Genomic DNA, 25455 nt, shown 5'->3' with positions numbered 1-25455 from the left:
GCCCTTAGCGCACCACCGTGCGCTGCGCCAGCGACTCCACCAGTTCCACCGAGGGCGGCGAGCCGCCGGCCGCCAGGCAGGCGCCCGCCCCGGCCGCGACGGCAAAGCGCAAGTGCTGGCCGCCGTCGGCCTCGGGACGGTACATCAGGCTGTACAGCAAGCCGCCGATGCTGGCGTCGCCCGCACCCACCGAGTCGACCACCTCGATGACGGGCGGCGCCGCCTGCCATGTCTGCCCGCCCTGGTACAGCGCCGCGCCCTGCGAGCCACGCGTATACAGATACGTGGCCTGCGGATTCCAGCCGCGCAGCACGGCAAACGCGCCATCGATGTCGTCGTGGCGGAACAGGCCCGCCAGGTCTTCGTCCGACACCTTCACCACGTCGGCCAGCTCCGTCATGCGGCGCAGGGTGGCGTCGTAGCGCTCGTCCATCATGATGCGGAAATTCGGGTCGTAGCTGATCTTGACGCCGGCCGCCTTGAGTTCCTGCGCCAGCGCCACCAGCTTGCCGGCCAGCGGTTCGCGCGCCAGGCTGATGCCGCCGAAATGCACCCATTGCGCGCCCTGCATCCATCCGCCTGGCAGCTGCGCCGCGTCGAAATGCAGGTCGGCGCTGTCGTCGCCGATGAAATAATACGTGGGCGGATGCAGTTCATGCACGATGGCCAGCAGCGGCGACTTCGCGCGGCGCTGCAAAAAGCGCATGTCCAGGCCCGCCGCTTCGGTGGCGGCGGCCAGCGCGTCGCCGAACACGTCGAGGCTGACGGCGCCCGCAAAGGCGCTGGGCACGCCCAGCCGAGCCATCACGCGGGCCACGTTCCAGGTCGAGCCGCCCACCTGGCTGCTCCAGGCGTCCGCGCCCGTGCGCAGCATGTCCGTCAGCGCTTCGCCGGCCGACACGAATGGTGGGAATTCGCGTGGAAAAGCGGCGCTCATGCGGCACCTTTGAGCACGTTCAGTACTTCATAGCAGGCGCCCATGGTGTGGTAATCGACCTTGCCGGCCGGGCTCTTCTCGTTGCTGATTTTTTGATTCTCGGGCGTCAAAATGCGGTACCAGGCGCCGTGCTCGTGGTCGACGAAGTGCTTCCAGCTGTAGTCCCATATCTTGTCGTAGCTGTGCCAGTAGGCGTCGTCGCCCGTGCGCGCGGCCAGCACGGCGGCGGCGGCGAAGCTTTCCGCCTGCACCCAAAAATATTTGTCGCCGTCGCAGATCTCATCGTGCGGACCGAAACCGTAATGGATGCCGCCATGCGCGCCATCCCAGGCCTTGGCCAGCGCCGTGTCGTACAGTTCACGCGCACGGGGCAGCAGCCAGTCGGACGGACCGGCCATGAACCTGGCGTGGCGCTCCATGATCAACAGCAGCTTGGCCCATTCCGTGAAGTGGCCGGGCTGGTAGCCCCACGGGCGGAAGATATTGCTCTTGTCGTGCAGGTTGTAGTCCCAGTCGATAGACCAATCCGGCTTGTAGTGTTCCCAGATCATGCCGTTGGCCAGACCCGCCTGGCGCACCGTGATGTTGTGCGCCAGCGTTTCGGCGCGGTGCAGGTAGCGCGCCTCGCCCGTCGCCTCGAACGCGGCCAGCATGGCTTCGCAGGCATGCATGTTCGCGTTCTGTCCACGGTAGCCGTCAAGCGTGGCCCAGTCGGCGCTGGCCACGTCCGCATACAGGCCGTGCTCGGGCAGCCAGAAGCGCTGTTCCATCAATTCGAACGTTTCATCCAGGTAGGCACGCGCTTCCGCCATCCCCGCCTGCAAGGCATGCGCATAGGCGAGCAGCACGAAAGCCAGGCCATAGCAGTGGTTGGCGCCGTCTTCCACCTGTTTGACGCCATCTTTCCACGACAGTTGCCAGGCGTAGCCGCCCGTGGCCGGGTCGCGGTGCACGTCGCGCAAGAAGGCCACGCCGTGGCGCATGGCCGCCTGGTAATCGTCGCCGCCGAAATGGCGGCAAGCCATGGCGTAATTGAAGATGAAGCGCGTGCTGCTGACCAGGTGGCGCGTGGCATGGTCGTAGACGGTGCCGTCGTCGAGGAAGAAGTGGTAGAAGCCGCCGCTCGGGTCAAACGCGCGCGGGTGATAGAAGTGCATCGTGTGCAGGATGTGCCCTTCGAGCATCTGCCTGGAACGGAAATCGGGATTCATGGGTCTCTCATGATATTGTTATCGATAACAATGATGATAGCATGCCGTTTCCGCTCCGTCTCGCCGAATCACGGCGTCTTGGCCAGCTTGCGCTGTTCACGCCACATTGTGGCCTGCGCGGGGTCGGCCGCCTGTCCCAGTTCACCCCGATCGTACACCTTGATCAGCCTTTCGATGGCCTCCAGGTCGCCCTGCCTGGCCGCCAGCAGATACAAGTCGAAGGGCTGGGGCGCCGGCCCTTGCCGCGTGGGACCGCCGCGGCCCTGCTCCAGCAGGCGCGCGAAACCCGTCTGGCCCGGCGGGCTTTTGGCGATGGCCGCCATCTCGTACCAGCCCAGCGCCGCCTCGTCGCTCTGCGGCACGCCCTGCCCCACTTCATAGGAATAAGCGACATTGTTCAAGCCGGGCGGATCGAGCGCCTTGGCCGCCCGCATGTACCAGCCGAACGCCTCCTTGCGCTGCGCATCATCGTGCGCCGTCATCATCAGGCGGTAGCCGATTTCATTGTAGGCGGGAATAAAACCGTTTTCGGCATAGAACTTCAGCCAATGCAGCGCGTGCGCCTGTTCTTCCGGGCTGCTGTGGATATTTTCAAAATGCTGGGCCACCATGAAGTTGGCAAGTTCCACGCCTTGCGCGGCCCCCTTGCGCGACCAGTATTCGCCCAGCTTGCGGTCGATGGCCATGCCCTGCCCCAGCGTATAGGCCACGCCCAGGAATGCCTGGGCCGGGCCATGGCCGCCCTCGGCCGATTTCCGCATCCACGCCAGGCCGGCGTCAACGTCGCGCGGCGCGCCCTCGCCCTCGTGCAGCATCTGCGCCAGTTCCAGCTGGGCGGCCGCATCGCCCCCTTCGGCGGCGCGGCGCGTCTTGTCGTAGGCGGCGATTTTTTCCGGCGACAGGTCGGCCGGACGGTCGATCACGGCCTGCACCCTGGCGCGCATGGCGTCAAGGCCCTTGGTGTCGAATTCGGCCAGCGCCGGATGCTGGCGCGGCGCCGCTTCGGCGGCTGGCTGGGCCGGCACGCTCTGGGCCAGCGCCAGGCTCAATAAGAATACGATGGTCTTCATTTCTTCTCGCTTTCCGCCAGCCTGGCGCGCCATTCGGCGGCGTCGTCGGCATTCGCCTGCTGTCCCAGTTCGCCCTTGACATACACATCGAGCATGCGTCGCATGGCGGGCAAGTCGCCGCTCCATCCCGCCCGCTCGTACCAGACCAGGGCCAGCTTGTCCGACTGCGCCACGCCCAGTCCCAGCTCGTGCGCGCGGGCCAGGTTGCGCATGCCGGCCGGTTCCTTTTCGCGCGCCGCCCTGTCATACCAGTGGAAGGCCTCGCCGCGATCCTGCTCATCGGCGGCTGCGCGCATCAGGTGCTCGCCCAGCGCATTATAGGCGGGCACAAAGTGCTCTTCGAGCGCGGCCTTCTTCAGCCATTGGATGGCCAGCGCCTGTTCTTCGGCAGGGCTGTCGCCATCGATGAATTCCAGCGCCAGCATGGTTTGCGCCAGCGCGTCACCCTGCGCCGCGCCCTTGCGCAGCCAATATTGTCCCTGCACGCGGTCGATCGGCACCTTGCCGCCCACCGTGTAGGCCAGGCCCAGGGCCGATTGCGCCGGCGCATAGCCGCCTTCGGCCGACTTGCGTATCCAGGCCATCGAGTGCGCCGTGTCTTGCGGCGCGCCGACGCCCAGCTGCAGCATGCGCGCCAGTTCCAGCTGCGCCTCGACGTCGCCCGCTTCGGCCGCACGCCGGGTCTCGGCAAATTCGGCGATGCTTTCCGGGCTATGGCTGGCCGCATCGGCCCGGGCCTTGATGGCGATCAACTGCAGATCGAGCAAGGTGGGCGAGGTTTGCGCCAGGACAGGCAACGCCAATAGTAAAGGAATCAGCAACAATAATTTCTTGGGCATGCGGCGGTATCGAAAAGAAGAAAACCCGCATGGTAGCCGATGCCATGCGGGACAGGCGCGCACGGTAGGCGAAGTTTGACAGGTGGCGTAGGCAAGCTTACATTGCATCAACTCAACCCCATACCCAGGAACGCCATGAACCGCCTCGCCACCACTGCCCTGACTTTGCTGCTCGCCGCAGCCTGCGTGGGCGCCAGCGCCGCAGACACCCAGCTGACCGGCTGCGCCGCCAAACGCGAAAGCATCCGCAGCGAATTGCGCCAGGCCCAGGAACAGGGCCTGTCCGACAAGGTCGCGGGCCTGACGCGCGCGCTCGATGAAGTCAACGCCCACTGCCGCGACAGCAGCCTGGTCGAACGCCACAACAAGAAGGTGCTGAAGGCGCAGGCCAAGGTCAACCAGACGGAGCGTTCGCTGCGCCTGGCCCAGGAAGCGAACAAGGAGCCGAAGAAGATCGCCAAGCTGGAAGGCAAGCTGGAAAAAGCCAGGGCGGAATTGGCCGCCCTGCAGGCCCAGCAGCCTTAAGCTTTCTCCCCCAGCAGCTGATAAATGCTGGAGAAATCCAGCGCGCCCGCCCCCGCCTTGCTGTGCAGACTATATAAATTGCGCGACAGGGCGCCCAGCGGCACCGAGGCGCCGCTGGCCAGCGCGCTTTCCACGGCCAGGCCCAGGTCTTTCAGCATCAAATCGACGCCAAAGCCGCCCGTGTAGCCGCGCGACGCGGGCACGTTCTCGGCCACGCCGGGGCACGGGTTGTACACCTCCAGGGTCCAGTTGCGGCCCGAGCTTTTCGCCATCACGTCCGACACCACTTTGGGGTCCAGGCCATTGGCCACGCCCAGGCGTATCGCTTCGCTGGTGCCGACCATCAGTATCCCCAGCAGCATGTTGTTGCATATCTTGACCGTCTGACCGCAACCGGAGCCGCCCGCATGGAAGATGGCCTTGCCCATGATCTCCAGGTAGGGCCGCGCCGCCGCCAGTGCCGATTCTTCGCCGCCCACCATGAAAGTCAGGGTGCCGTTGGTGGCGCCCGCCGTGCCGCCCGAGACGGGCGCGTCCAGCATGGGCAAGCCCCGCTCCTGCGCCGCGCGGCCCACCTGGCGCGCCGCCTCGGTGGAAATCGTCGAACAGTCGATCAGCAGGGTGCCGGGCCGCGCCTGCGCCAGGATACCGGAGTCCCCCAAATACGCACCCAGCACGTGGCGGCTGGCCGGCAGCATGGTGATGACGATGTCGGCGGCGGCAATCGCCGCACCCTGGTCGTCGGACACCAGGCCGCCGCCATCGGCGAACTGGCGCACGCTGGCCGGCAGCAAGTCAAAGCCCGTGACGGCATGGCCGGCCCGCACCAGGTTGTGCGCCATGGGCAGCCCCATGTTGCCCAGGCCAATAAAAACGATGTTTGCGCTCATCGCCGCCCCTTATTTCATTGCAATGGTGGTGTTGACGCCGCTGCCGCCATCGTCCGGGGCGAACCAGCGCGCCGTGACGGTCTTGGTCTGCGTCCAGAAATACAAGGCTTGCTTGCCGTTCGGCCCCAGGTCGCCCAGTTTCGAGGCGCGCGAGCCCGTAAAGCTGAAATAGGCGACGGGCACGGGAATGGCCACGTTGATGCCCACCTGCCCCACGTCGATCTCGTTCTGGAACTTGCGCCCGGCCCAGCCGGACGAGGTGAAGATCGAGGTGCCGTTGCCGTTCGGGTTGGCGTTGATGAAGGCGATCGCTTCGTCGAGCGTCTCGGTTTCGACCACGCACATGGCGGGACCGAAGATTTCCTGCGTGTAGACGGAATTCGATGCCGCCACCTGCGAGAATATCGTCGGCCCCATGAAATTGCCGCCCTCGTAGCCGGCCACCTTGTGGCCGCGGCCGTCGAGCAGCAGCTGCGCGCCTTCGTCCACGCCCGCCTGGATCAGCTTTTCCGCGCGTTGCATGGCGGCCTTCGAGACCATCGGCCCCAGGTCGGCCGTGCGGTCGCTGCCCGGTCCCACTTTCAGCGCTTGCGAGCGGGCGACGATTTCCGGCAGCCAGGAACGGGCCTCGCCCACCAGCACGACGACGGAATTGGCCATGCAGCGCTGGCCCGCCGCGCCGAAGGCCGCGCCGATCAGGTTATTGATCGCCTGCTCCTTGTTGGCGTCGGCCAGCACCACGCAATGGTTTTTCGCGCCCATCATCGACTGCGCGCGCTTGCCCGATTCGCTGGCGCGGCGGTACACATGCGTGCCCACGTGAGTGGAGCCGATGAAGGACACGGCCTTGATGTCGGGATGGTCGCACAGCATGTTGACGACGTCGGCGCCGCCATGCACGACATTCAGCACGCCGGCCGGCAAGCCCGCCTGGTACATCAGCTCGACCAGGTACATGCTCGAGGACGGGTCCTGCTCGGACGGTTTCAGCACAAAGGTATTGCCGCAGGCAATGGCGATGGGGAACATGAAGCATGGCAGCATGACGGGGAAATTGAACGCCGTGATGCCGGCGCCCACGCCCAGCGGCTGGTAGATATTGTAGACGTCGACGCCCGTGGCCGCGTTTTCCGCGATTTCGCCCAGCTGCAGGGTGGCGATCGAGCACGCGTGTTCCACCACTTCCAGGCCGCGCATCACTTCCCCTTCCGCGTCGGGCAGGGTCTTGCCATGCTCGCGCGTGATCAGTTCGGCCAGGGCGCCGATATTGTCGCGGATCAAATGCTGGTACTTGAGCATGATGCGCATGCGCGCCGCCAGCGGGGTATTGCGCCACGTCTTGAATGCTTCCTTGGCCGTGGCGACGGCCAGATTGACTTCGTCGGGCGTGGAAAACGGCACCCTGGCGACGATGTCCTGCGTGGCCGGGTTGACGACGTCGCGCCATTCCGTGCTGGTCGAGGCGTGGTGCTTGCCGCCGATGTGCAGGGGGATGGCGGGGACTGAGGTGAGGGCTTGGTTCATGGTTCGAGACTCCGTGGTTATTTTTTAACGAGATTGCACGCCGCAGCATCCATCGGCTTGAACGCCTGGTCGGCGGGGATGGTGGACAGCACTTTCAGGTAATCCCACGCGCCTTTGGATTCGGCCGGGGTTTTGACCTGCACCAGGTACATGTCGTGGATGACGCGGCCGTCTGGGCGGATCGAGGCATTGTGCATGACGGCGTCCTGGATGGGCAGCTCGCGCATTTTCTGGGCGACGATCTTCGAGTCGTCGCTTTTCGCGGCCGCCACCGATTTCAGGTAATGGTAGACGCTCGAATACACGCCCGCCTGCACCATGGTCGGCTTGGCGCCCTTGTTGAGCGCCTCGAAACGCTTGGCAAACGCGCGGCTGCGCTCATCGGCATCCCAGTAAAAGCCGTCCGCGTAGACCAGGCCCTGGGCCGTGTCCAGCCCCAGCGCGTGCACGTCGGACAGGAACACCAGCAAGGCGGCCAGGCGCTGGTCCTTGCCGCTGCCGATGCGGAATTCGCGCGCCTGCTTGATGGCGGAGACCACGTCGGCGCCGCCGTTGGCCAGGCCGATCACCTGCGCTTTCGAGCCTTGCGCCTGCACCAGGAAGGACGAGAAATCGGAAGCGTTGAGCGGATGGCGCACGGCGCCCAGCACCGTGCCGCCATTGCGCTTGACGACTTCGCTGGCGTCCTTTTCCAGCGAGTGGCCGAAGGCGTAGTCGACGGTGACGAAATACCAGGATTTTTGCCCGAGTTTCGTCAGCGCCGCCGCCGTGCCGGCCGCCTGCGAATAGGTGTCGAACATCCAGTGGAAGCCGTTCGGCGAGCAATCTTCATTCGTCAGGCGCGTGGTGGCCGGGCCACTGAACATGGCGATGCCGCCCTTCTCTTTCATCAGCTTTTGCACGGACAGGGCCACCGAGGAATTGGTCAGATCGGCGATGGCATCGACCTTGTCGCGGTCTATCCACTCGCGCGCCTTGGAGGCGGCGATATCGGCCTTGTTCAAATGGTCGGCCGAGAGGATTTCGATCTTCATGCCCTTGCATTCGGCTTTCAGGCAATCCTCGACGGCCATCTGGCTGGCGACGACGGAGCCGCGCCCGCCCATGGCCGAATACGGGCCGGACATGTCGGTCAGGATGCCGACCTTGACGACGCCGTCGGAAATCTGCGCGTGCGCGCCGGTGAAAGACAGGGAAAGCGCCAGCGCGCCCATGGCCAGAACGGTTTTTTTCATGCGTGTCTCCAGGTGAACAGGTTTTCTTATAGGTGTAGATGCATTCTGCATGTGTAAAAATATGCACTCAAGTGAAATTAATGCATAATTCCTTTGCAAAAATGCACAAGGAGAAGAAAGTGCTCGATTGGGACAATGTACGCGTCTTCCTGGAGCTGACGCGCAGCGCGGGACTCGTCGACGCGGCGAAAAAACTGGGCATCGACCATTCCACCGTGTCGCGGCGCATGCGCAAGTTCGAGGAGCAGGTGGGCACGCAGCTGTTCGACCGCAATTACGTGGGCTACCAGCTGACGCCCGAGGGCCACCGCCTGATGGAATATGCGGAAACCATGGAAAGCACGGTATTTGCCGCCACCGAGGAACTGGGCGAACACAACCGGCTGCTGTCGGGCCAGGTGCGCCTGGGCGCCACGGAAGGCTTCGGCGCCGTCGTGCTGGCGCCGCACCTGGCGCAGTTTTGCGGCCGCTATCCGCACATCAGCGTGGACCTGATCGCCGTGCCGCGCTTCGTCAGCCTGTCCAAGCGCGAGGCGGACGTGGCCATTTCCATCGAGCGCCCCCTGTCCGGCCCCTACGTGGTGACGAAATTGTCCGACTACCGGCTGAAACTGTACGCCACGCCCGCCTACCTGGCGCGCCACGCGGCGATCACCAGCGTGGCGCAGCTGGCGCAGCACCCGATCATCGGCTATGTGGACGACCTGGTCTTCAGCGCGGAGCTGCGCTATATGGACAACGTGGCGCCCGACTCGCTGCGCGCATTCCGCAGCACCAGCGTGATCGCCCAATACCACGCGGCGCGCGCGGGCCAGGCGCTGGCGATCCTGCCCTGCTTCGTGGCGCAGCAGTCGAACGAACTGCTGCCCGTGCTCGACGGCGACATCGACCTCGTGCGCTCTTTCTGGATGATTTCACCGAGCGAACGGCGCAACATCGCCCGCGTCAGCGCCCTGTGGAACTACCTGCGCGGCGCCATCGATTTGAATCACGCCTATCTGATGGGCGAGACGGCCACGCCCAGCTGGCCAACTTGAGCACACTGCGGCGCGCTACACTGTCCTGTCGCCACATACAAATTAGGAGAATGCCATGCTGATGGATGCAAACCAGGCTGTTTTAGTCATTGTCGACCTGCAAGGCCGTTTGATGCCGGCCATCCACGACGCCGGCCTGGTGCTGGCGCAAAACCTGCGCCTGGCCAGGATCGCCCGCCTGCTCGACGTGCCCGTGCTGGGCACGGAACAGAACCGCCAGGGACTGGGGCCGAACGTGGAAGAGATCGCCGCCTTGTGCGAACGCACCTTGCACAAGACGCATTTCGGCGCCTGTGCCGACGGCTTGCAGGCGATCTTGCCGCCAGGGCGCAGCCAGATCGTCGTCACCGGTTGCGAAGCCCATGTGTGCATGCTGCAGACGGCCATCGGCCTGCTGGAACTCGATTATGACGTGATCATCGCCATCGACGCCGTCGGTTCGCGCCAGGCCGCCAGCCGCGACGCGGCGCTGGCCCGCCTGGACAGGCTGGGCGCCCACCTGGTGACGGTGGAAATGCTGGCCTTTGAATGGTTGCGAGACTGCAAGCACCCGCGTTTCCGCGAAGTACTGGCGCTGATCAAATAAGCACTCCTTTACGCAGGATCAAGCCCATCGGCTGTCCATTTGCTAGCTTGGTAAAAGCGCCGCCATTGCGAGCAGCGCACCTGTCCAACCGAGCTGGAGAACCATCATGGCCTATATCCTGCGGGGCAAGCTGTGCGGCTTGATCTGTGCCGAATGTCCTGAAGCCTTGTCGCACGTCATCGTGCGCCTGTACCGCCTGCGCGAGTCGCAAAACGTCACGGCCCTGGCCGTGGCCAGCGCCAAGGAAACCTTCGCCATCCTTACCGACGAGGAAGTGCAGGCGAAAGCACCCTTCCTGCTGGCCGAGGCGCGCACGGATGACGACGGCAATTACAGTTTCACCCTGGACGGCGATTACCAGGGCGAAGCCGTCGAGGTCGATGTGCTGTGCCCCACCGTGCCGCATCTGAAGCCGGGCCCGAAAGACCCCGTGCCGCTGCAGTTTTCCATCACCACCCTCCAGCCCCGCTGGCGCCAGGTCGACAACGATTTCCTCGCCGTCTGGGATTACTGCCTGCCGCAACGCTTCTGGTGCCTGGTGCGCGCCCGCTTCGGCGCCTGGACCATCTGCGGCCGCCTGCGCACCTGCGATGCGCCCCACACGCCGATCGCCGGCGCCACCGTGCGCGCATTTGACGCGGACTGGCTGCAGGACGATGCGCTGGGCGTGGCCGTCACCGATGCCACGGGACGTTTCCGCATCGATTACCTGACGTCGGACTTCACGCTTACGCCGTTCTCGCCGTTCATCAACGTGGAGTTCGCCAGCGGGCCCGACGTGTACTTCACGGCCCAGCTGGGCAGCGTGACCATCCTGTCGGAAACGCAAGCCAACGGCCGCCAGCCGGGGCGCGAAAACGTCGGCCACTGTTTCTGCGTGGAACTGTGCTCGAAAGACGTCTTGCCGCCCGACGTGGAAGGCGTGCCCCACTGGCAGCAGGTGGAAGTATTCGACATCCACCCCTTCCCCTCGCTGGCAGGCTTTTCCGCGCAAGGCTATGCGGGCGGCGCCGGCGCCTCCTACGTGTTCGCCGGCGGCGTCACCTTGAAAGGCAATTGCCCGCTGCGCAACAGCGCCATCCCCGCCAATCCGCTCGAATACCGCTTCCTGATCGGCGAATGGACGTGGCCCGGCGGCACGGACGACCCGACAGCCTTGCCGACGGTGGCGCCGGCTACCCTGCTGCCTTTGACGCAAGTGCTCGGCACCCTCGTCGGCTATGTGTTTTATACGAATGGACTGGGCCTGGCCGACTCGGCACAGGTCGTCATCGATGCGAGCGATCTGAAACCGGGCGGCTGGATACGGGTCGACGGCAAGCCCGTCACCGTGGACATGCGCGACGGCACGACGGCCATCGTCAACGTGGCGCCCAACATCTTCCTGCGCACCTTCGATTTGCTCACCGTGAATACGCCCGCCATCACCAGCCTGCATCCGGCCAAGCTGCCAGGCGGCTTGCCCATCCTCGACGCGGGCCGCAGCCTGACGGCAGCCGAGAGCGAACCGATACGCCGCTACCGCCTGGGCTTCGAAGTGCGCGACGGCATCAGCCTGGCGCTGGTGGCCACGGACGGGCTTGACTCCATTGTCTTCGACAACTCGCCCGTCATCGTGGTGCTGGACCTGGAAGAGTTGCGCAGCAATGCCTGCAACCCCATCGCGGGCGGCCTCGTGCATATCCTGTACACGATAGACCATCCGCATTTGCGCTTTTTCAATATCACGATTTCCAACAACAACGGCATCCAGCACCCGCCGCCACCGCTGCCGGCCGCGAGTTTCACGCCGCCGCCACCACCGAGCAATTATCTGTTCCGCGGCGGCGCGGGCGGCCCGCATTTATCGGGCAACAATGGCGGCTTTCCCGTCAACGTGGCGCTCGATCCGCCGTGCGCCTATCGCGTGGCGATTACGTGGCAGACGCGGCATTACCTGGCGTCCAGCCACAGCATTGACAGGCTGTACTGCAAATAGAATAGGCTTGACTCAGAAATAACGTACCCACGCCTGCTGCGAGGTGCGCTTGTAGTTGGCAAACGCGCGGCAGGGAAAGTACAGCACGGGCATCAGCAGCAAGGCCAGCAGCCAGACTTGCCAGATGTGCTCGACGCCATAGCGGGCGCCGTGGTTGGCGCCCAGCACGGCCGTCAGGGCCAGGCCGATGGCCAGCAGCAGGTATAAATGCAGCAAGTAGTAAAACATGGGCGCGCCGCCAAAGGTGGCGCAGGCCCGCGTGAACCCATTGTCGATGCTTTCCAGCCAGGCCAGGCCCAGCAAGCCCAAGCCCAGGGTGAACAGCAAAAAGTCCAGCGACGGCGGATACTTGGTGAAGTTCAGCACGCTCATGAGCGTGCGCACGGTTGTCTCGCCCGCTACCCACGGCAAGGTTTCGCCATATAAATTGAAGCCGCGCAAGACGACCAGGAGCAGCAAGCCGCCCGCGCCCAGCGCCAGCAACAGGCGACGCCGTCCATCCGGTGAACGGCTGCGCGCATACAGGGGCCCGGCCGCATAGCCGAGCACGATCACGCCTATCCACGGCAGCAACGGATAGCTGACCTTGACCTGCATGGCGCCGTCCGCCACCAGGTAACCGCGTTGCAGCAGCACCGTCAGCGCGTAATAGCCAAGGCTGCCCGGTTCCGCGCGCAAGCCTGTGAGCAAATGCTGGCCCGCGATAATCGCCACACCGAGCACGAGCAGCACCTTCAAGGGCAGCTTGTGCAGCACGGCCAGCGCCATCATGGCCAGGCCGATGACCCAGATCACCTGCAAATACAGCACGGCCGGCGGAAAGGTCCCGCTCCACGCGAAATTGACGAACACCAGTTCCAGCACCACCAGCAGCAAGCCCCGCTTGAACAGGAAGCCGGCCGCGCTGCGCGGTCCGGCGGCCGGATGCGCGTACAGCCAGGCCGACAGGCCCGTCAAAAAGACGAACATGGGCGCGCAGACGTGGGCCGCCAGGCGCGTGAAGAACAGGGCCGGATCGACGCTGGCCACATCCATCGGGTCGCTGACCTGGTGATGTAAAAACACGGTTTCGCGCACATGGTCGAACAGCATGATCAGCATGACGAGGCCGCGCAGTACGTCGATGACGGCGATGCGGGTGCGCAGGGTGGCGGAAGAAGCCAGGGGGGCGGAAACAGTCATTTGCCAGGTCTATGTTGGTGGTTCGTTGGCGCGCCCGGGAAGCGCGGCACGGGCACGGCACCCAGCCGGCCGTACAGCGCCGTGGCCGGGCCTGTCAGCACTTCGACATTCTGCGTATGGCCCGCGTGGCGCATGCCATTGTCGCCGCGGCTGGAGCTGCAGCCATTGAGCAGGTGGTCGGAGCCGCATTTCGGGGCGCCCGTGACGCCGCGCAGGGCATGGCTGTCCCACAGGCCGTCCGGCGGACTGTGCCTGGCGATGCCGCTGACGGTCACGATATCGTGCGTTGGCGACATCCCAGGGGCGGCATCGCTCGCCAGCGCCAGGGGACTGGCGGCCGCCGGCAACAGCGCTGCCGGGCGTGAAAAAAAGAAGGGCATGGGATTTCTGGCAATCAATGAAAATGCAGATCAATTGCATTATAAATGATAATTGATTCTCACTAAAGGGCTCTTTACCCGCGCAACTCACCAGCCCTGTACTTGTCGCCCATGGACACCGCGCGTGCCGGCCGGGGGCGCGGCGGCGGCCGCACGCGCGCGCCAGTTGATGAAAAATGCAGATCTCGTCCGCCGGCATGGCCGCCGCACGGCAGGCGCCGTTCAGCGCAAGGGCAGGCGCAGCATGAAGCACGCCCCGCCGTCGGGGTGGTTGCCCGCCGTCAGGCTGCCGCCATGCTGCTCGACGATGCCATAGCTGATCGACAGCCCCAGGCCCGTGCCCTTGCCCACGGGCTTGGTCGTGAAGAAAGGATCGAAGACGTGCGGCAGCTGCGCCGGCGCGATGCCGCTGCCGTTGTCGCGCAATTCCAGCGTCACCTCCTGCGCGTCGCAGGCGGCGCTGATCCACATCTGCGGCGGCGCGGCGGCGCCGGCCAGCGCCGCATCGCTGGCATTCTGGATCAGGTTCATGAAGACCTGCAGCAGCTTGCCGCCATTGCCCATCACCGTGATCGGCTGTGGCGTCCAATGTACCTGGAAGCCGGGGGCGGCGCCCTTGCCTATCCAGTGCACGGCGCGTTCGATCACGCCGTTCAGATCCACCGCCACGCGCTCGTCGCGGTCGACGGCGGAAAAGCGCTTGAGGCCATTGACGATTTCCGTGGTGCGCTGCGCGCCCTCCAGCGTGCCCGCCATCAGCGAAGGCAGGTCCGCCAGGATGGGATCGATGCGCAGCTGGCGCCGCAGCTGCGCCAGCTGCGCAGAGTCCGCGCCGCCGTGCACGGCATCCAGGTACTGCGTCAGGCGCCCGCTGTAGCGCTGCAAGGCATGCACATTGCCCAGCACGAAACTGATCGGATTATTCAGTTCATGCGCGACGCCGGCCACCAGGCGGCCCAGCGAAGCGAGTTTTTCCGCGTGCAGCAGTTGCTGCTGCATGCGCTTCAGCGCTTCATGCGTGTCGCTCAATTCGCGGTAAGCCTGTTTCAGCTCGCCCATGGGGCGGCCCACCAGCACATGGCCCACGGTGCGCCCGGCGCCATCGCGGCGCGCGGTGCAATTGACGTCCACCGGCATGGCGCGCGATGGCTGGCCCTGGCGCCTGTCCTGCAGACTCAGTTCCAGCGCCACGCTGGAACTGGAACCGGCTTCGCCGCGCCCGAGCACCGCGCGCAGCCGCTCCGCGCTATCCTCGTCTGCCAGCAGCGCATACACGGAGGTGCCCCGCAGCTGCGGCTCGGACAGGCCGGCCAGCTCGCGCAGGGCCGCATTGCTTTCCTCGATGGCGCCATCGCGTCCGCAGGCGACCAGCACGTCGGACATCGACGACATCACGCTGAGAATGAACTGCTGCGAGCTTTCCAGCTCCTGGTTTTTTTCCTCCAGCGCGATCTCGTCCTGCACCAGCTGCGAATACACCTCATCCATCTTCTGGATCACATCGATCCAGCCCGCCTCCATGGCATCTCCCGCTCCCGTCATTCCGGGCAGCGGATCCGGCATGGCCGGCGGACGGGGGCGCCGCGTCATGTTCAATGAACCGTGCAGACCATGCACGGGTCGAACGAACGCACGATGTGCTGCACCGCCACCGGCGTCGTCTCGCCAGCCAGCACGGGCGCGCCCACCAGGGCCGCTTCCAGCGCGCCGGGAACGCCGTGCGCATCGCGCGGCGAAAAATTCCAGGAAGTGGGCGCGACGATCTGGAAATTGCTGATGCGTCCCTTGCGGATGCTGACCCAGTGTCCCAGGCTGCCGCGCGCCGCCTCCGTCAAGCCCATGCCTTCGCCTTCGGGCGGTAGTTCGGCGTGCGAAAAGTATGGCGCACCGTTATCGAGTTCACGCACCCAGCGCTCCATCGCCGGCACCACCAGCGCAAGCTCCAGCAGGCGCGCCAGCACGCGCGTATAGACGCTGCCGCCGCAACGGCCTGCCGCGTCGCGTATCAGCGGATGGCCGTCGACCAGCTGGCGCGCCAGCGCGCCCGTTTCCAGCACTTTGCCGGCCAGGCGCGGCGCCTTGTTCCAGGTGTAGGCGCCCGCCTTGTCCGGCTGCGGCAAGGTCAGTCCCTGCGCCGGGTGGCGCGGTCCGCCCGCGTCGCTGAGCCAGGCATGCGTGGCGTCTTCGCCGATGGCGCCCGTGTCCAGCGGCGCGGCCCCCTTGCCGGCCTGCCACAGGCCGCGCGCGAACAGGAAAGCGCCATCCGGCGCAGGATAGGCGCCGTTCGACATGTACAGTCCCGGCCCCGGCCCCATATGTTCCAGCCTGTTGTTCCAGGCAATGGTAAGGAACAGGCGCAAGTCTCCCGCCTCGGGTGCATCCTGCGCATGCCAGGCACGCAAGGCTGCCTCGCTGTCGATGGCGGCCACGGCTTCGAGCGGCGCGGCAAACAGCGTCTGCTCGAGGAAGGCGCGAAATTCGCGGATGCGCGCCAGCAGCCGGATACGCTCCCCCGCTTCGAGCGCGCGCGACGAGCCGCCCGGTTCGATCGATTGCGTGTGCGGCCACTTGCCGCCCAGGGTGCCCAGCAAGGTGAACCAACGCTGGCGCGCGGCCAGCGCCATTCGTGCGTGGCGGCCCGCCTGCGCGGCAAAGCGCTCGTGCACGGCGCCGTGCCAGGGCTGGTGCGCATACCCGGCGCGCGCGAAGTCGGGCATGAAGAACAAATAGAAATGACTGAGGTGGTCGGCCAGGTTTTCCGTCGCCTGCATGATGTTGATCACCCGCTGGCCATTCGGTGGCGCATGCGCGCCCATCAGGTCGCCCAACGCGCGGGCCGCGGCCACCGACTGCGACACGGAACAGATGCCGCAAATGCGTGGCACGTACACCAGCGCGTCAAAAGCGGGCTTGCCCTGCAGGATCTGCTCGAAGCCGCGGTACATGGTGGAGTTGACGTGCGCGCTGCGCACCGTGCCGTCTTCCACGTCGAGGCGCACCTCCAGGTCGCCCTCGACACGGTTGAACGGCCCGACGATCAGGCGGCTCACGGGCTGGCTCACTTCTGGCCCCGCTTGCGGATGGCCGGCAGGCGCACCAGGTGGTCGGCCACGGCATTGTCGCGCACGCGCCTGGGCGTGGCCGACTTGGACAGCGAGGCCAGCGCCACGAACCAGGCCTTGGGCATGTCGGTCGGCAGGCCGACGGGGATGCCGGCAATCTTCGGCGTCGTCTGGAAGGCATGGCCGGGTTCCTCGAAACCCGGCTCGGTGCAGGCGATGCAGGCATAGCCGCCGCGCGTGCACGAGCCTTCGCCGTTCCACAGGCGCGTGTTGCAGTCGGCATGCACCTGCGTGCCCTTGCAACCCATGTGTTCCATCATGCAGCCCAGGTCCGACGGCTGCTCGGCGCTGGCCTTGAATTCATAAAATTCATTGCGCGTGCAGCCGTGATGCACCAGGTGGTCGGCATAGAAGCGGGGCCGTCCCAGCGCGTCGAGCGAAGCGCCGTCGAACAGGCCGGCGGCCAGCGCCATCAGGGTTTCCATGACCCAGTTCGGGTGCGTCGGGCAGCCGGCCACGTTAATCACGGGCAAGCCGGCGCGCGAACGGTAGGCGGCGCCCAGCAGGCCGCCGGGCTGTTCGCCCTCGTACTGCAGGCCGCAGGCATCGGTGGGATTGATGCCTCCTGCCGTGATGCCGCCGAAGGCGGCGCAGCTGCCCACGGCCAGCGTGTAGCTGGCGACGGCGGCCAGCTGGCGCACCCAGGCGATCATGGGCTGGCCGCTGCCGGCCAGCATGTGGAAGCGTCCGTCGGCGCCGCGCAGCATGGAGCCTTCCACGCACAGCGCGTGCAGGACGATGCGGCCTTCGGCGCAATCGCGCAGGATGTCCAGCGCATCCTGCCCGCTGGCCAGCGACAGCGAAGGATGCCACAGCAGCTCGATGCCGGCACTGTCCAGGGTACCGAAGAAATCGGGCGTGTCGGCGCACAGCAGCGACATGGTGCAGCCGCCGCAGCCGCCCGATTGCAGCCACAGCACATTGAATTTTCCGTTCGCCTCAGCCATCAGCGTTTCTCCAGTCCCAGGCGCAGCATCTTGCTGCGCAAGCCCACGCGCGACAATCCCAGTTCATTGGCCGTATGCGTCTTGTTCCAGCGCAGCCGCAGCAGGGTCTCCTTGAGGATGGCCACCTCGATCACTTCCAGCCGCTGCTCCAGCGTGCCGCTGTGGGGAATCGCCATCACGCCCGGCGCGCAGGCGCCGTCCGCGCCGCCGGCCATCCGCCCCTGCACCACTTTGCCGGAAAAGGCCTGTGCGCCGAGCTCTTCGCGTTCGGACGAGGCCAGCGCGATGGCGCGGTAGATTTCATTGCGCAGTTCGCGGATATTCCCCGGCCAAGGATAGGCCAGCAGGCAGGCCATGGCATCGGGCGCAAAGCTGCGCGCCGCCACGCCCAGCTCGCGCGTGCCCTGCGCCAGCAGCGCCTCGGCGATGGGCAGCACGTCGGCTGGCCGCTCGCGCAAGGGCGGCATGGTAAGCGTCACGCCGGCCAGGCGGTAATACAGGTCCTGGCGAAAGCGCCCGGCCCGCACTTCCTGCTCCAGGTCGCGGTGGGTGGCGGCAATCACCCGCACGTTGATGGGAACGGCGCGCGTGGCGCCGACGGGCCGCACCTCGCCCTCCTGCAGCACGCGCAGCAGCTTCACCTGGAAGGCGGGCGAGGTGTCGCCTATCTCGTCGAGGAAGACGGTGCCGCCGTCGGCGCGCTGGAAGATGCCCACATGGTCTTCATAAGCGCCAGTAAACGCGCCCCGCTTGTGGCCGAACAGCTCGGACTCCAGCAGGCTGTCGGTAATGGCGCCGCAGTTTTCCATCACGAAGACGCGCTCGGCACGGGCGCTGGCGTAGTGCATGGCGCGCGCCAGCAGTTCCTTGCCGCTGCCCGATTCGCCCAGCACCAGCACCGACAGGTCGAAACGGGCCACCCTGGCCGCCAGCTCGCAGATGCCGTCCATGGGGCTGCCCGGGGCGCGCACGATGCGGTCGAAATCGAAGACGGCGCGCACGCGGTTCTGCTTTTCCGTCTTGCGCTGGCGCAGCACGGAAGTACTGCTGCGCAGTTCGATGTCAAGGCGATGCATGTCGTTCTGCAGGCGCCGCGATTCGGCCGCGCCACGCACGCAGTCGAGCAGGTGATCGGGCATCCACGGCTTCATCAGGTACTGGTAAATGCCCGCGTCGTTGATGCCGGCGATGATGTCTTCCGAATCCGTGTAGCCGGAAATGATGATGCGCACCACCTCCGGCCAGCGCTCGCGCACCTCCTTCAGGAAACTCACGCCGCTCATGCCCGGCATGCGCTGGTCGCACAGGATCACCACCGGCAATTGCAATTCCATCAGCGCGCGCGCCTCCACCGCCGACCCGGCGGTCAGCACATTGAAATCCTCGTCCAGGGTGCGCCGGATCGCGTCCTGCGATCCCATCTCGTCATCGACCACCAGGATGGTCGGCAAGGCGCTGGCGTCGAAAATACTCATGGTGCGGTGGGTTTCTTTCTTGGCAGGACGGCGGCAGCCATCATCGTAGGCGTCATTGTAGGCAGAAATGGCGCTGCGCCACAATGGCCGTCAGCATATGCGCGGCAACTGCTCGCCCGAAAGCCAGTCCACGACGCGGCGCCCGCCGAAGCGCGTGCGCATCTGCACGAAGCCATGCGGGTCGGCGGCCACGCTGCCGATGCGCGCGGCCTGCGCACCCAGCGGATGGCTGCGCATGGCCGCCAGCAGCGCCGCGCTGTCGGCTTCGGCGCAGATCGCCACCAGCTTGCCCTCGTTGGCCACGTACAGCGGGTCCAGGCCCAGGAACTCGCAGGCGGCGTCGACCTGCGGTGCGACCGGGATGGCCGCTTCATCGAGCAGCATGCCCACGCCGGACTGGCGCGCGATCTCGTTGAGCGTGGTGGCCAGGCCGCCGCGCGTGGGGTCGCGCAGCACGCGCACGCCGGGCACGGCCGCCAGCATCTGCGCCACCAGCGTATGCAGGGCCGCCGTATCGGAGCGGATTTCCGTCTCGAAGTCCAGCGATTCGCGTTTCGACATGATGGCCACGCCATGCTCGCCGATGGAACCGGACAGCAAGATGGCGTCGCCCGGCCGCGCATGGCTGCCGGCGATGTCGATGCCGCTGGCCACCACGCCCACGCCCGTGGTGGTGATGAACACGCCGTCGCCCTTGCCGCGCTCGACGACCTTGGTGTCGCCCGTGATGATCGGCACGCCCGCCTGGCGCGACGCCTGCGCCATCGAGTCGACGATGCGCTTCAGGTCCGCCAGGGGAAAGCCTTCTTCCAGGATGAAGCTGGCCGACAGGAACAAGGGCTGGGCGCCCGACATCGCCACGTCGTTGATGGTACCGTGCACGGACAGGCAGCCGATGTCGCCGCCGGGGAAAAACAGCGGCGAGACGACATGCGCGTCGGTGGCCATCACCATGCGTCCGCCCGCCACGCCGAACAGCGCGCCGTCATTGCCCTGGCGCAGCCACGGGTTGTCGAAAGCGGCCAGGAACAGTTCCTCGACCAGTTGCGCCGAGGCGCGCCCTCCTGCGCCGTGGCCCATGTCGATGCGGCCATGGCGCAAGTCCAGCGGACGCACGTAACCCTTCTTCACGGCGCCGCTCATGCCGCCACCAGCGCGCTGTTGCTGTAGCGTCCATATGAATAATGCGCGGCGCACGCGCCTTCGCTTGACACCATGCACGAGCCCATCGGGTTCTCCGGCGTGCAGACGGTGCCGAAGATCTTGCAATCGGCAGGCTGCTTGACGCCGCGCAGGATGGCGCCGCATTCGCACGCCTTGTTGTCGGCCACCGGTTGGTAAGCGAGCGCGTAGCGCCGTTCCGCGTCAAAGGCGGCGTAGCGCTCGCGGATGCGCAGTGCGCTGTGCGGCACCTCGCCCAGTCCCCGCCATTCGAAGCTTTCGCGCTGTTCGAATACCTCGTCCATCAGCGCCTGCGCGTGCAGGTTGCCGCCGGCCGTCACGGCGCGCAGGAATTCGTTCTCTACCTCGCTGCGCCCTTCGTTCACCTGGCGCACCAGCATCAGGATCGCCTGCATCACGTCGAGCGGCTCGAAGCCGGCGATCACCACGGGCTTGCGGTATTCGCGCGCGAACTGCACATACGGATCGGAACCGATGACGATGCTCACGTGCGCCGGGCCGATAAACCCGTCGATGGGCACCGTGCCGTACTGCCGCACTTCGGGTGACTCCAGGATATGCGTGATGGCTGCGGGAGTGAGCACATGGCAGCACAGCACGCTGAAATTACGCAAGCCGCGCTCCTGCGCGGCGCGGATGGCCAGCGCCGTGGGCGGCGTGGTGGTCTCGAAGCCGATGGCGAAGAACACCACTTCGCGCGCGGGATTCTCGGCTGCGATGCGCAGCGCGTCGCTGGCCGAGTACACCATCCGGATATCGCCACCGCGCGCCTTGGCCTTGATCAGCGACATGCCGCCCGAGGCCGGCACGCGCATGGTGTCGCCATAGGTGCAGACGATGACGTCGCGCTCCAGCGCCAGCGACAGGGCCAGGTCGATGCGGCCGATGGGCAGCACGCACACCGGACAGCCGGGGCCATGGATCATGCGCAGCCCGGCCGGCAGCAGTCCCGCGATGCCGTAGCGCGAGATGGCGTGCGTGTGGCCGCCGCAAAACTCCATGAAGCTGTAGCTGCGCGAGGGGTCGGCTTCGGCCGCGATGCGGGCGGCGATCTTTTGCGCCACTTCGCCGTCGCGGTATTCGTCGATGTATTTCATGCGATTTCCTCAGTCTTTGTTTACGTAGCGGCCTGCGCCGCCGCCAGTTCGCCGAACATGGCCAGGGTGCGCTCGGCCTCCAGCGGATCGAGCTTGCCGATCGCGTAGCCCACGTGCAGGATGACGTAGTCGCCCACGGCCACGTCGGCCAGCAGCGCCGTCGATATTTCCTTGCGCAGGCCGGACAGGTCGATGACCGCCTGCTGCCCCGGCAATACTTCCACGATACGCACGGGAATGGCTAGACACATGATGCTTTTTCCTTGTTTTCCAGAGTTGCGGGGGCGCGGCGCGCGGCATCGAGCTGCCGCCGCGCGACCCAGGCCTGGCCCAGCGCCAGCCCCGCGTCGCCGCACGAAACCGACTGCGGCAACAGCACTTGCAGTCCTTGCGCCTGCAGTGCCGCGCGCAGGCGCGCCGTGACGATGCGGTTATAAAAGCAGCCGCCGCCCAGCGCCACCGTGGCCACGCCATGGCGGCGCGCCGCCTGCCCCGCCCAGTGCGCCAGGGCCTCGGCCAGGGTCAGGTGGAACAGGGCCGCTCCCATGCCTTGGGCATCGGCCCCCAGTTCGAACAGCGCGGCCAGCACGGGCCGCAAGTCCAGCGTGCCGTCGTCGGCGATCGCATACAGTGCGGCCGAAGGCGGTACGGCATGCTGGTCCAGGTAATCGGCCGCCAGCCTTTCCAGCGCCATCGCCGCCTGCGCTTCGAACGGCTGGCGCACGCTCACGCCCAGTGCGCCCGCGGCAGCGTCGAACCAGCGTCCGGCCCCGCTGCTGGGCGGGCAATGCAGATTCTTTTGCAGCATGGCCTGCACCGTGCGCGCGGCCAGCACGCCGGCGGCAGGGCCGAACCGCGCTGCGACTTCGCCCGTTCGCCCCAGCGCATGCAGCGCGGCGGCGGCCATGCGCCACGGTTCGCGCGCGGCCACGTCGCCGCCGGGCAGCGCCAGCGGCTGCAAATGCCCCAGGCGGCGCCAGCTGGCGCCATCGACCCACAGCAGTTCGCCGCCCCAGGCCGCGCCGTCCGTGCCCAGGCCCACGCCGTCGAGCGCCAGGCCCAGTACCGGCCCCTCGCGGCCGTGCTCGGCCAGCACGGCGCCGATGTGCGCATGGTGGTGCTGCACGGCGATGGCCGGCACCTTCAGCTCGCGCGCCAGTTCCTGCGCCAGCTGGCTGCTGAAGAAATCGGGATGCAGGTCGTGCGCCACCGCCTCGACAGCCTCGGCGCGCCGCGCCAGCAAGCCCTGCGCGGCGTGCGCCAGCGCGCTGCAGGCGTCGGGATCGCCCAGGTCGCCATGCAGGGCGCTCCAGTCCACGCCGTCCCGGTGCAGCAGGCAGGCCGTGTTCTTCAGCCAGGCGCCGCAGGCAAGGATGCTCATGCCGCGCGCGCGCCGTCGATCCAGTCGAGCCAGGCATCCATGCCGGCGCCGCTGGTGGCCGACAGCTCGATGATGCGGATGGCCGGATTGACCCTGCGCGCGTAGGCCAGGCAACGCTCCACGTCGAACTGCAGGTAGGGCAGCAGGTCGACCTTATTGAGGATCATCAGGCTGGCGGCGGCAAACATGTCCGGGTATTTCAGGGGCTTGTCCTCGCCTTCCGTCACCGACAGGATGGCCACCTTGGCCGCCTCGCCCAGGTCCCACATGGCCGGACACACAAGATTGCCCACGTTTTCGATGAACAGCACGCCGCCATCGACGCCCGGCAAGCCCTGGCAGGCATCGCCCACCATCTGCGCATCGAGATGGCAGCCCTTGCCCGTGTTGACCTGGATGGCGGGCGCGCCCGTGGCGCGGATGCGCTCGGCGTCATTGCTGGTCTGCTGGTCGCCCTCGATCACCGCCACCGGCAGCGGCGCGCCACGGCCGCGCTGGCGCAGGGCGGCGATGGTGGCGCACAGCAGGGTCGTCTTGCCCGAGCCGGGACTCGACACCAGGTTCAGCGCCAGCACCTTCTGCCTGGCGAAGCGCTCGCGGTTGCGCTGCGCATGGCGGGCGTTCTCGCCCAGCACGTCCAGTTCCAGCCGCACGGCGCGCGCCTGGCTGATGCCGGGCACGGACGCGCAGGCGGCGCCGGCGCCATAATGCAGGTCCCCGCTGTCCGCATCGACGCGCACGTGGCTGTCGCGCGCGGGCGCGGCCGGCTCATGGTGAGAATGCTGGTGGCCGCCGCGCTGCAATAGCGGGCGCCGCACGGCGCGATAGGGGCCTTCGCCTTCATGGCGGACTTCCCGGGGGGCGGCACAGCCGCAAACGACACACATGGTTTCTCCTTACTGATCAGGTTCGTGCTGGTCTTCCACCAGCATTTCGACGACGCTCAGCGCGGTGCCGCTGGTCGCCTGCAATTGATAGCCGCCACACGCGGGACAGGCGTCGCCGCGTGCGGCCACCGTTACCTGCGCGCCGCAAGGCATGCACCACGCCTGCGCCGGCGGCGTGTCGATTTCGATGCGCGCGCCGGACAGGCAGGTGCCGGGCGCCATCGCTTCGAGCGCAAAACGCAAGGCGCGCACTTCCACCCCCGACCATGTTCCCGCCTCCAGACGCAACATGGTGACCCTGGCAAAGCGCTCGCGCACGGCGGCCTCCTCGACGATGCGCAAGATACCTCCCGCCAGACTGACTTCATGCATGTTCGTACTCGATCCTGAAGTTGATGCAGGGATCATACGCCGCCGCCAGGATGCCAAGCTGGCGCCAGTCGCGCGCATTGGCCACCGGCGCCATGCCGGCCAGCGACTGCGCCACCGCTCCCCGCGGGTGAAAATTCCATTCGGTGGGCGCCACCACGCGATAGTCGCCAATCACCGCCTTGCCGTCGCGCTGCTCCAGGCGCACCCAGTGCAGCAGCAGCCCGCGCGCCATTTCGCTCCACGCCAGCGCGCAGCCCTGCCCCAGGTCCAGCGCACCCAGCGCCAGCGGCGATGCCGCCTCGCCATGCCCGGCCAGCGCCAGTTCCGCCAGTTCCGCGATACGCGACCCGAGGCGCAGCCAGAGCGTGGACGGCGCGGCACGCCAGGCATGCGCCAGGCGGCTGGCGACGCCTGTCTCGCGCACCTGGCCGTCACAGACGGGAAGCTGCGCAAAACCGGCGTCGCCGGCCAGCGCCCGCGCCAGGCGCCGCAATGCGGCCACGTCGCCATGCACAAGCAAGGGCGGCGCCCCGCAAGGCAGCAGCGCCGCCTCGCATTCTACCGCCCGCAGCAACTGCGCCGGCAGGCTGTCCGTCCGCGCCGCCCAATCCCCGAGCCAGCCGGCGGGGTCGCGCTGCCAGCATGCCAGCCACGCGCGCGCCGGTCCTTGCAGCACGCTGTCTTCCAGCCAGGCCAGCGCATCGCCCGCTTGTGCGGGACTGAGCCATGGACACGCCAGCAAATGGCGCATGTGGGCGGCGCCGTCGACGCCGCCCAGCCAGCGGGGCCAGTCCAGCCAGATGCGGCGCACATGCTCGCGCGCCGTCTCCAGCCGCAGGCTGTCGCACTCTTCCGGCGTGGCGCCGCTGCGCAGGCCCAGCGCCGCATCAATGGCAAGGCTGGCCGTGATGCGGTGCGACTGCCCGCACAGCGCATACAGCTGCGGCAGGCGCACGCCGGCCATGTGCGCCGGCTGGCCGCGCAGCAGCAGGCCGGCCAGCGCCTTGCGGTGGCTGGCGATCGATGGCAGCGGCCGGCCCGGGTAAAATACCAGCTCGCCGGGTGACAGGGCCGTATTCACGGCGTGCTCACGCAAGGCGCGCCGCCACGGCCAGGCGCGGCGAGCGGCCCATCAGGAAGGCACGGCGTCCGGCCGCGGGCGGCGGCGCAGGAGCCTGGCGCAGCTGCCCCAGGATTTCCCACGCCGTGGCGCGCGCGCCAGCCTGGTCGGCGAATTCGAACATCGGCGAAAACAGCGAACACATTTCGTAGCTGCCGAAGCCGTCCTCGCAGGCACCGATGAAGTCAAAGCTTTCCACGCCCAGCCGGTGCTCGCGCGCCTGGCCCGGTGCGGCGACGGGCTGGCCATCGAGCGGCAGCCAGATTAGGTTCATGAACCAGGGCGTGAGCAGTATGCCCGTGGCGGCGCAGCCGTCATCGTCGCGCAACGCCTGGAAACCGATGGCTTCGACGGACAGGCGCGGATGCAGCAGCGGCACGCCCTGCATGCGCGTGGCGGCGATATGGCGAAAGGCCGCGGCCAACCGCTGCGCGCAGGCCGCGGCCTGCGCCGGCGCATTATGCTGATGGAACAGCAT

The 25455-nt window shown here is 66.8% G+C and carries 25 protein-coding genes; 4 read left to right on the top strand and 21 right to left on the bottom strand.

Features of this window, described 5'->3' with window-relative positions:
* Window positions 1-4: 4 nt before the first annotated feature.
* The 4 genes from AC3RCJ_RS12515 to AC3RCJ_RS12500 form a co-directional block, all read right to left on the bottom strand.
* Entirely contained in the window at window positions 5-937 is a 933-nt protein-coding gene (locus tag AC3RCJ_RS12515) for a carbohydrate kinase family protein (protein ID WP_492964097.1), read from the bottom strand.
* Window positions 934-2148 carry an AGE family epimerase/isomerase gene (locus tag AC3RCJ_RS12510; protein WP_492964098.1) on the bottom strand — a complete coding sequence of 405 codons (1215 nt, stop codon included), beginning with the start codon at window positions 2146-2148 and terminating at the stop codon, window positions 934-936. Before AC3RCJ_RS12510 ends, AC3RCJ_RS12515 begins: the two co-directional genes overlap by 4 nt.
* A 68-nt stretch (window positions 2149-2216) precedes the next feature.
* The gene (locus AC3RCJ_RS12505) at window positions 2217-3218 is read right to left on the bottom strand and encodes a tetratricopeptide repeat protein (protein WP_492964099.1); all 1002 of its coding nucleotides are present in this window, start codon (window positions 3216-3218) and stop codon (window positions 2217-2219) included.
* Window positions 3215-3970, bottom strand: coding sequence for a tetratricopeptide repeat protein (locus AC3RCJ_RS12500; protein WP_492965630.1), 756 nt, complete (start codon window positions 3968-3970; stop codon window positions 3215-3217). The genes AC3RCJ_RS12505 and AC3RCJ_RS12500 overlap by 4 nt, the downstream gene beginning before the upstream one ends.
* Window positions 3971-4192: 222 nt before the next feature.
* Here AC3RCJ_RS12500 and AC3RCJ_RS12495 point away from each other — a divergent pair, with 222 nt between their 5' ends.
* Window positions 4193-4582 (top strand): DUF1090 family protein, encoded by a 390-nt coding sequence (locus tag AC3RCJ_RS12495; RefSeq protein ID WP_492964101.1) that lies wholly within the window; start codon window positions 4193-4195, stop codon window positions 4580-4582.
* On the opposite strand, the gene mmsB is transcribed toward AC3RCJ_RS12495, so the two are convergent.
* The 3 genes from mmsB to AC3RCJ_RS12480 are packed head-to-tail and all read right to left on the bottom strand — an operon-like array spanning window position 4579 to window position 8231.
* Window positions 4579-5472, bottom strand: a complete 894-nt coding sequence (mmsB, locus tag AC3RCJ_RS12490) for a 3-hydroxyisobutyrate dehydrogenase (RefSeq protein WP_492964102.1) — start codon at window positions 5470-5472, stop codon at window positions 4579-4581. The genes AC3RCJ_RS12495 and mmsB overlap by 4 nt on opposite strands.
* Window positions 5473-5481: 9 nt before the next feature.
* Complete coding sequence (locus AC3RCJ_RS12485; protein WP_492964103.1) at window positions 5482-6996, bottom strand: CoA-acylating methylmalonate-semialdehyde dehydrogenase; 1515 nt, start codon at window positions 6994-6996, stop codon at window positions 5482-5484.
* A gap of 17 nt (window positions 6997-7013) precedes the next feature.
* Window positions 7014-8231 (bottom strand): ABC transporter substrate-binding protein, encoded by a 1218-nt coding sequence (locus AC3RCJ_RS12480; RefSeq protein WP_492964104.1) that lies wholly within the window; start codon window positions 8229-8231, stop codon window positions 7014-7016.
* Between the two features lie 119 nt (window positions 8232-8350).
* Between AC3RCJ_RS12480 and AC3RCJ_RS12475 the strand changes: the two genes are divergently transcribed.
* The 3 genes from AC3RCJ_RS12475 to AC3RCJ_RS12465 all read left to right on the top strand — a co-directional run bounded on the left by AC3RCJ_RS12475 (window position 8351) and on the right by AC3RCJ_RS12465 (window position 11832).
* The gene (locus AC3RCJ_RS12475; RefSeq protein ID WP_492964122.1) at window positions 8351-9268 is read left to right on the top strand and encodes a LysR family transcriptional regulator; all 918 of its coding nucleotides are present in this window, start codon (window positions 8351-8353) and stop codon (window positions 9266-9268) included.
* Between the two features lie 55 nt (window positions 9269-9323).
* Entirely contained in the window at window positions 9324-9854 is a 531-nt protein-coding gene (locus AC3RCJ_RS12470) for an isochorismatase family protein (RefSeq protein ID WP_492964105.1), read from the top strand.
* 106 nt (window positions 9855-9960) lie between these two features.
* The gene (locus AC3RCJ_RS12465) at window positions 9961-11832 is read left to right on the top strand and encodes a transthyretin-like family protein (protein ID WP_492964106.1); all 1872 of its coding nucleotides are present in this window, start codon (window positions 9961-9963) and stop codon (window positions 11830-11832) included.
* 12 nt (window positions 11833-11844) lie between these two features.
* Here AC3RCJ_RS12465 and AC3RCJ_RS12460 read toward each other — a convergent pair whose 3' ends face one another.
* The 14 genes from AC3RCJ_RS12460 to hybE all read right to left on the bottom strand — a co-directional run bounded on the left by AC3RCJ_RS12460 (window position 11845) and on the right by hybE (window position 25455).
* Window positions 11845-13014, bottom strand: coding sequence for an acetyltransferase domain-containing protein (locus tag AC3RCJ_RS12460; RefSeq protein ID WP_492964107.1), 1170 nt, complete (start codon window positions 13012-13014; stop codon window positions 11845-11847).
* The gene (locus AC3RCJ_RS12455; protein WP_492964108.1) at window positions 13011-13394 is read right to left on the bottom strand and encodes a hypothetical protein; all 384 of its coding nucleotides are present in this window, start codon (window positions 13392-13394) and stop codon (window positions 13011-13013) included. The genes AC3RCJ_RS12460 and AC3RCJ_RS12455 overlap by 4 nt, the downstream gene beginning before the upstream one ends.
* Before the next feature lie 222 nt (window positions 13395-13616).
* On the bottom strand, window positions 13617-14984 hold the full coding sequence (locus AC3RCJ_RS12450; protein WP_492965625.1) for a sensor histidine kinase: 1368 nt from the start codon (window positions 14982-14984) through the stop codon (window positions 13617-13619).
* A 2-nt stretch (window positions 14985-14986) separates the two neighbouring features.
* Entirely contained in the window at window positions 14987-16444 is a 1458-nt protein-coding gene (locus tag AC3RCJ_RS12445; RefSeq protein WP_492964123.1) for a nickel-dependent hydrogenase large subunit, read from the bottom strand.
* Window positions 16445-16452: 8 nt separating this feature from the next.
* Window positions 16453-17463, bottom strand: coding sequence for an NADH-quinone oxidoreductase subunit B family protein (locus AC3RCJ_RS12440; protein ID WP_492964110.1), 1011 nt, complete (start codon window positions 17461-17463; stop codon window positions 16453-16455).
* On the bottom strand, window positions 17463-18938 hold the full coding sequence (locus AC3RCJ_RS12435; RefSeq protein WP_492964111.1) for a sigma-54-dependent transcriptional regulator: 1476 nt from the start codon (window positions 18936-18938) through the stop codon (window positions 17463-17465). Before AC3RCJ_RS12435 ends, AC3RCJ_RS12440 begins: the two co-directional genes overlap by 1 nt.
* Before the next feature lie 90 nt (window positions 18939-19028).
* Window positions 19029-20081, bottom strand: coding sequence for a hydrogenase expression/formation protein HypE (gene hypE, locus AC3RCJ_RS12430; RefSeq protein WP_492964112.1), 1053 nt, complete (start codon window positions 20079-20081; stop codon window positions 19029-19031).
* Window positions 20078-21217 (bottom strand): hydrogenase formation protein HypD, encoded by a 1140-nt coding sequence (gene hypD, locus AC3RCJ_RS12425; protein WP_492964113.1) that lies wholly within the window; start codon window positions 21215-21217, stop codon window positions 20078-20080. Before hypD ends, hypE begins: the two co-directional genes overlap by 4 nt.
* A gap of 20 nt (window positions 21218-21237) precedes the next feature.
* A complete protein-coding gene (locus AC3RCJ_RS12420; protein WP_492964114.1) occupies window positions 21238-21468 on the bottom strand; it encodes a HypC/HybG/HupF family hydrogenase formation chaperone in 231 nt (76 codons plus the stop codon).
* Complete coding sequence (locus tag AC3RCJ_RS12415; protein ID WP_492964115.1) at window positions 21459-22598, bottom strand: Kae1-like domain-containing protein; 1140 nt, start codon at window positions 22596-22598, stop codon at window positions 21459-21461. The genes AC3RCJ_RS12420 and AC3RCJ_RS12415 overlap by 10 nt, the downstream gene beginning before the upstream one ends.
* Window positions 22595-23485 (bottom strand): hydrogenase nickel incorporation protein HypB, encoded by an 891-nt coding sequence (hypB, locus tag AC3RCJ_RS12410; protein ID WP_492964116.1) that lies wholly within the window; start codon window positions 23483-23485, stop codon window positions 22595-22597. The genes AC3RCJ_RS12415 and hypB overlap by 4 nt, the downstream gene beginning before the upstream one ends.
* 9 nt (window positions 23486-23494) lie before the next feature.
* Window positions 23495-23857, bottom strand: coding sequence for a hydrogenase maturation nickel metallochaperone HypA/HybF (locus tag AC3RCJ_RS12405; RefSeq protein WP_492964117.1), 363 nt, complete (start codon window positions 23855-23857; stop codon window positions 23495-23497).
* Window positions 23850-24953, bottom strand: a complete 1104-nt coding sequence (locus tag AC3RCJ_RS12400) for a nickel-dependent hydrogenase large subunit (protein ID WP_492964118.1) — start codon at window positions 24951-24953, stop codon at window positions 23850-23852. Before AC3RCJ_RS12400 ends, AC3RCJ_RS12405 begins: the two co-directional genes overlap by 8 nt.
* On the bottom strand, window positions 24946-25455 hold the full coding sequence (hybE, locus tag AC3RCJ_RS12395) for a [NiFe]-hydrogenase assembly chaperone HybE (RefSeq protein ID WP_492964119.1): 510 nt from the start codon (window positions 25453-25455) through the stop codon (window positions 24946-24948). Before hybE ends, AC3RCJ_RS12400 begins: the two co-directional genes overlap by 8 nt.

The organism is Janthinobacterium sp. GW822-FHT07H11 (assembly GCF_058798615.1).
This window is presented reverse-complemented; position numbering and strand designations above follow the sequence as displayed.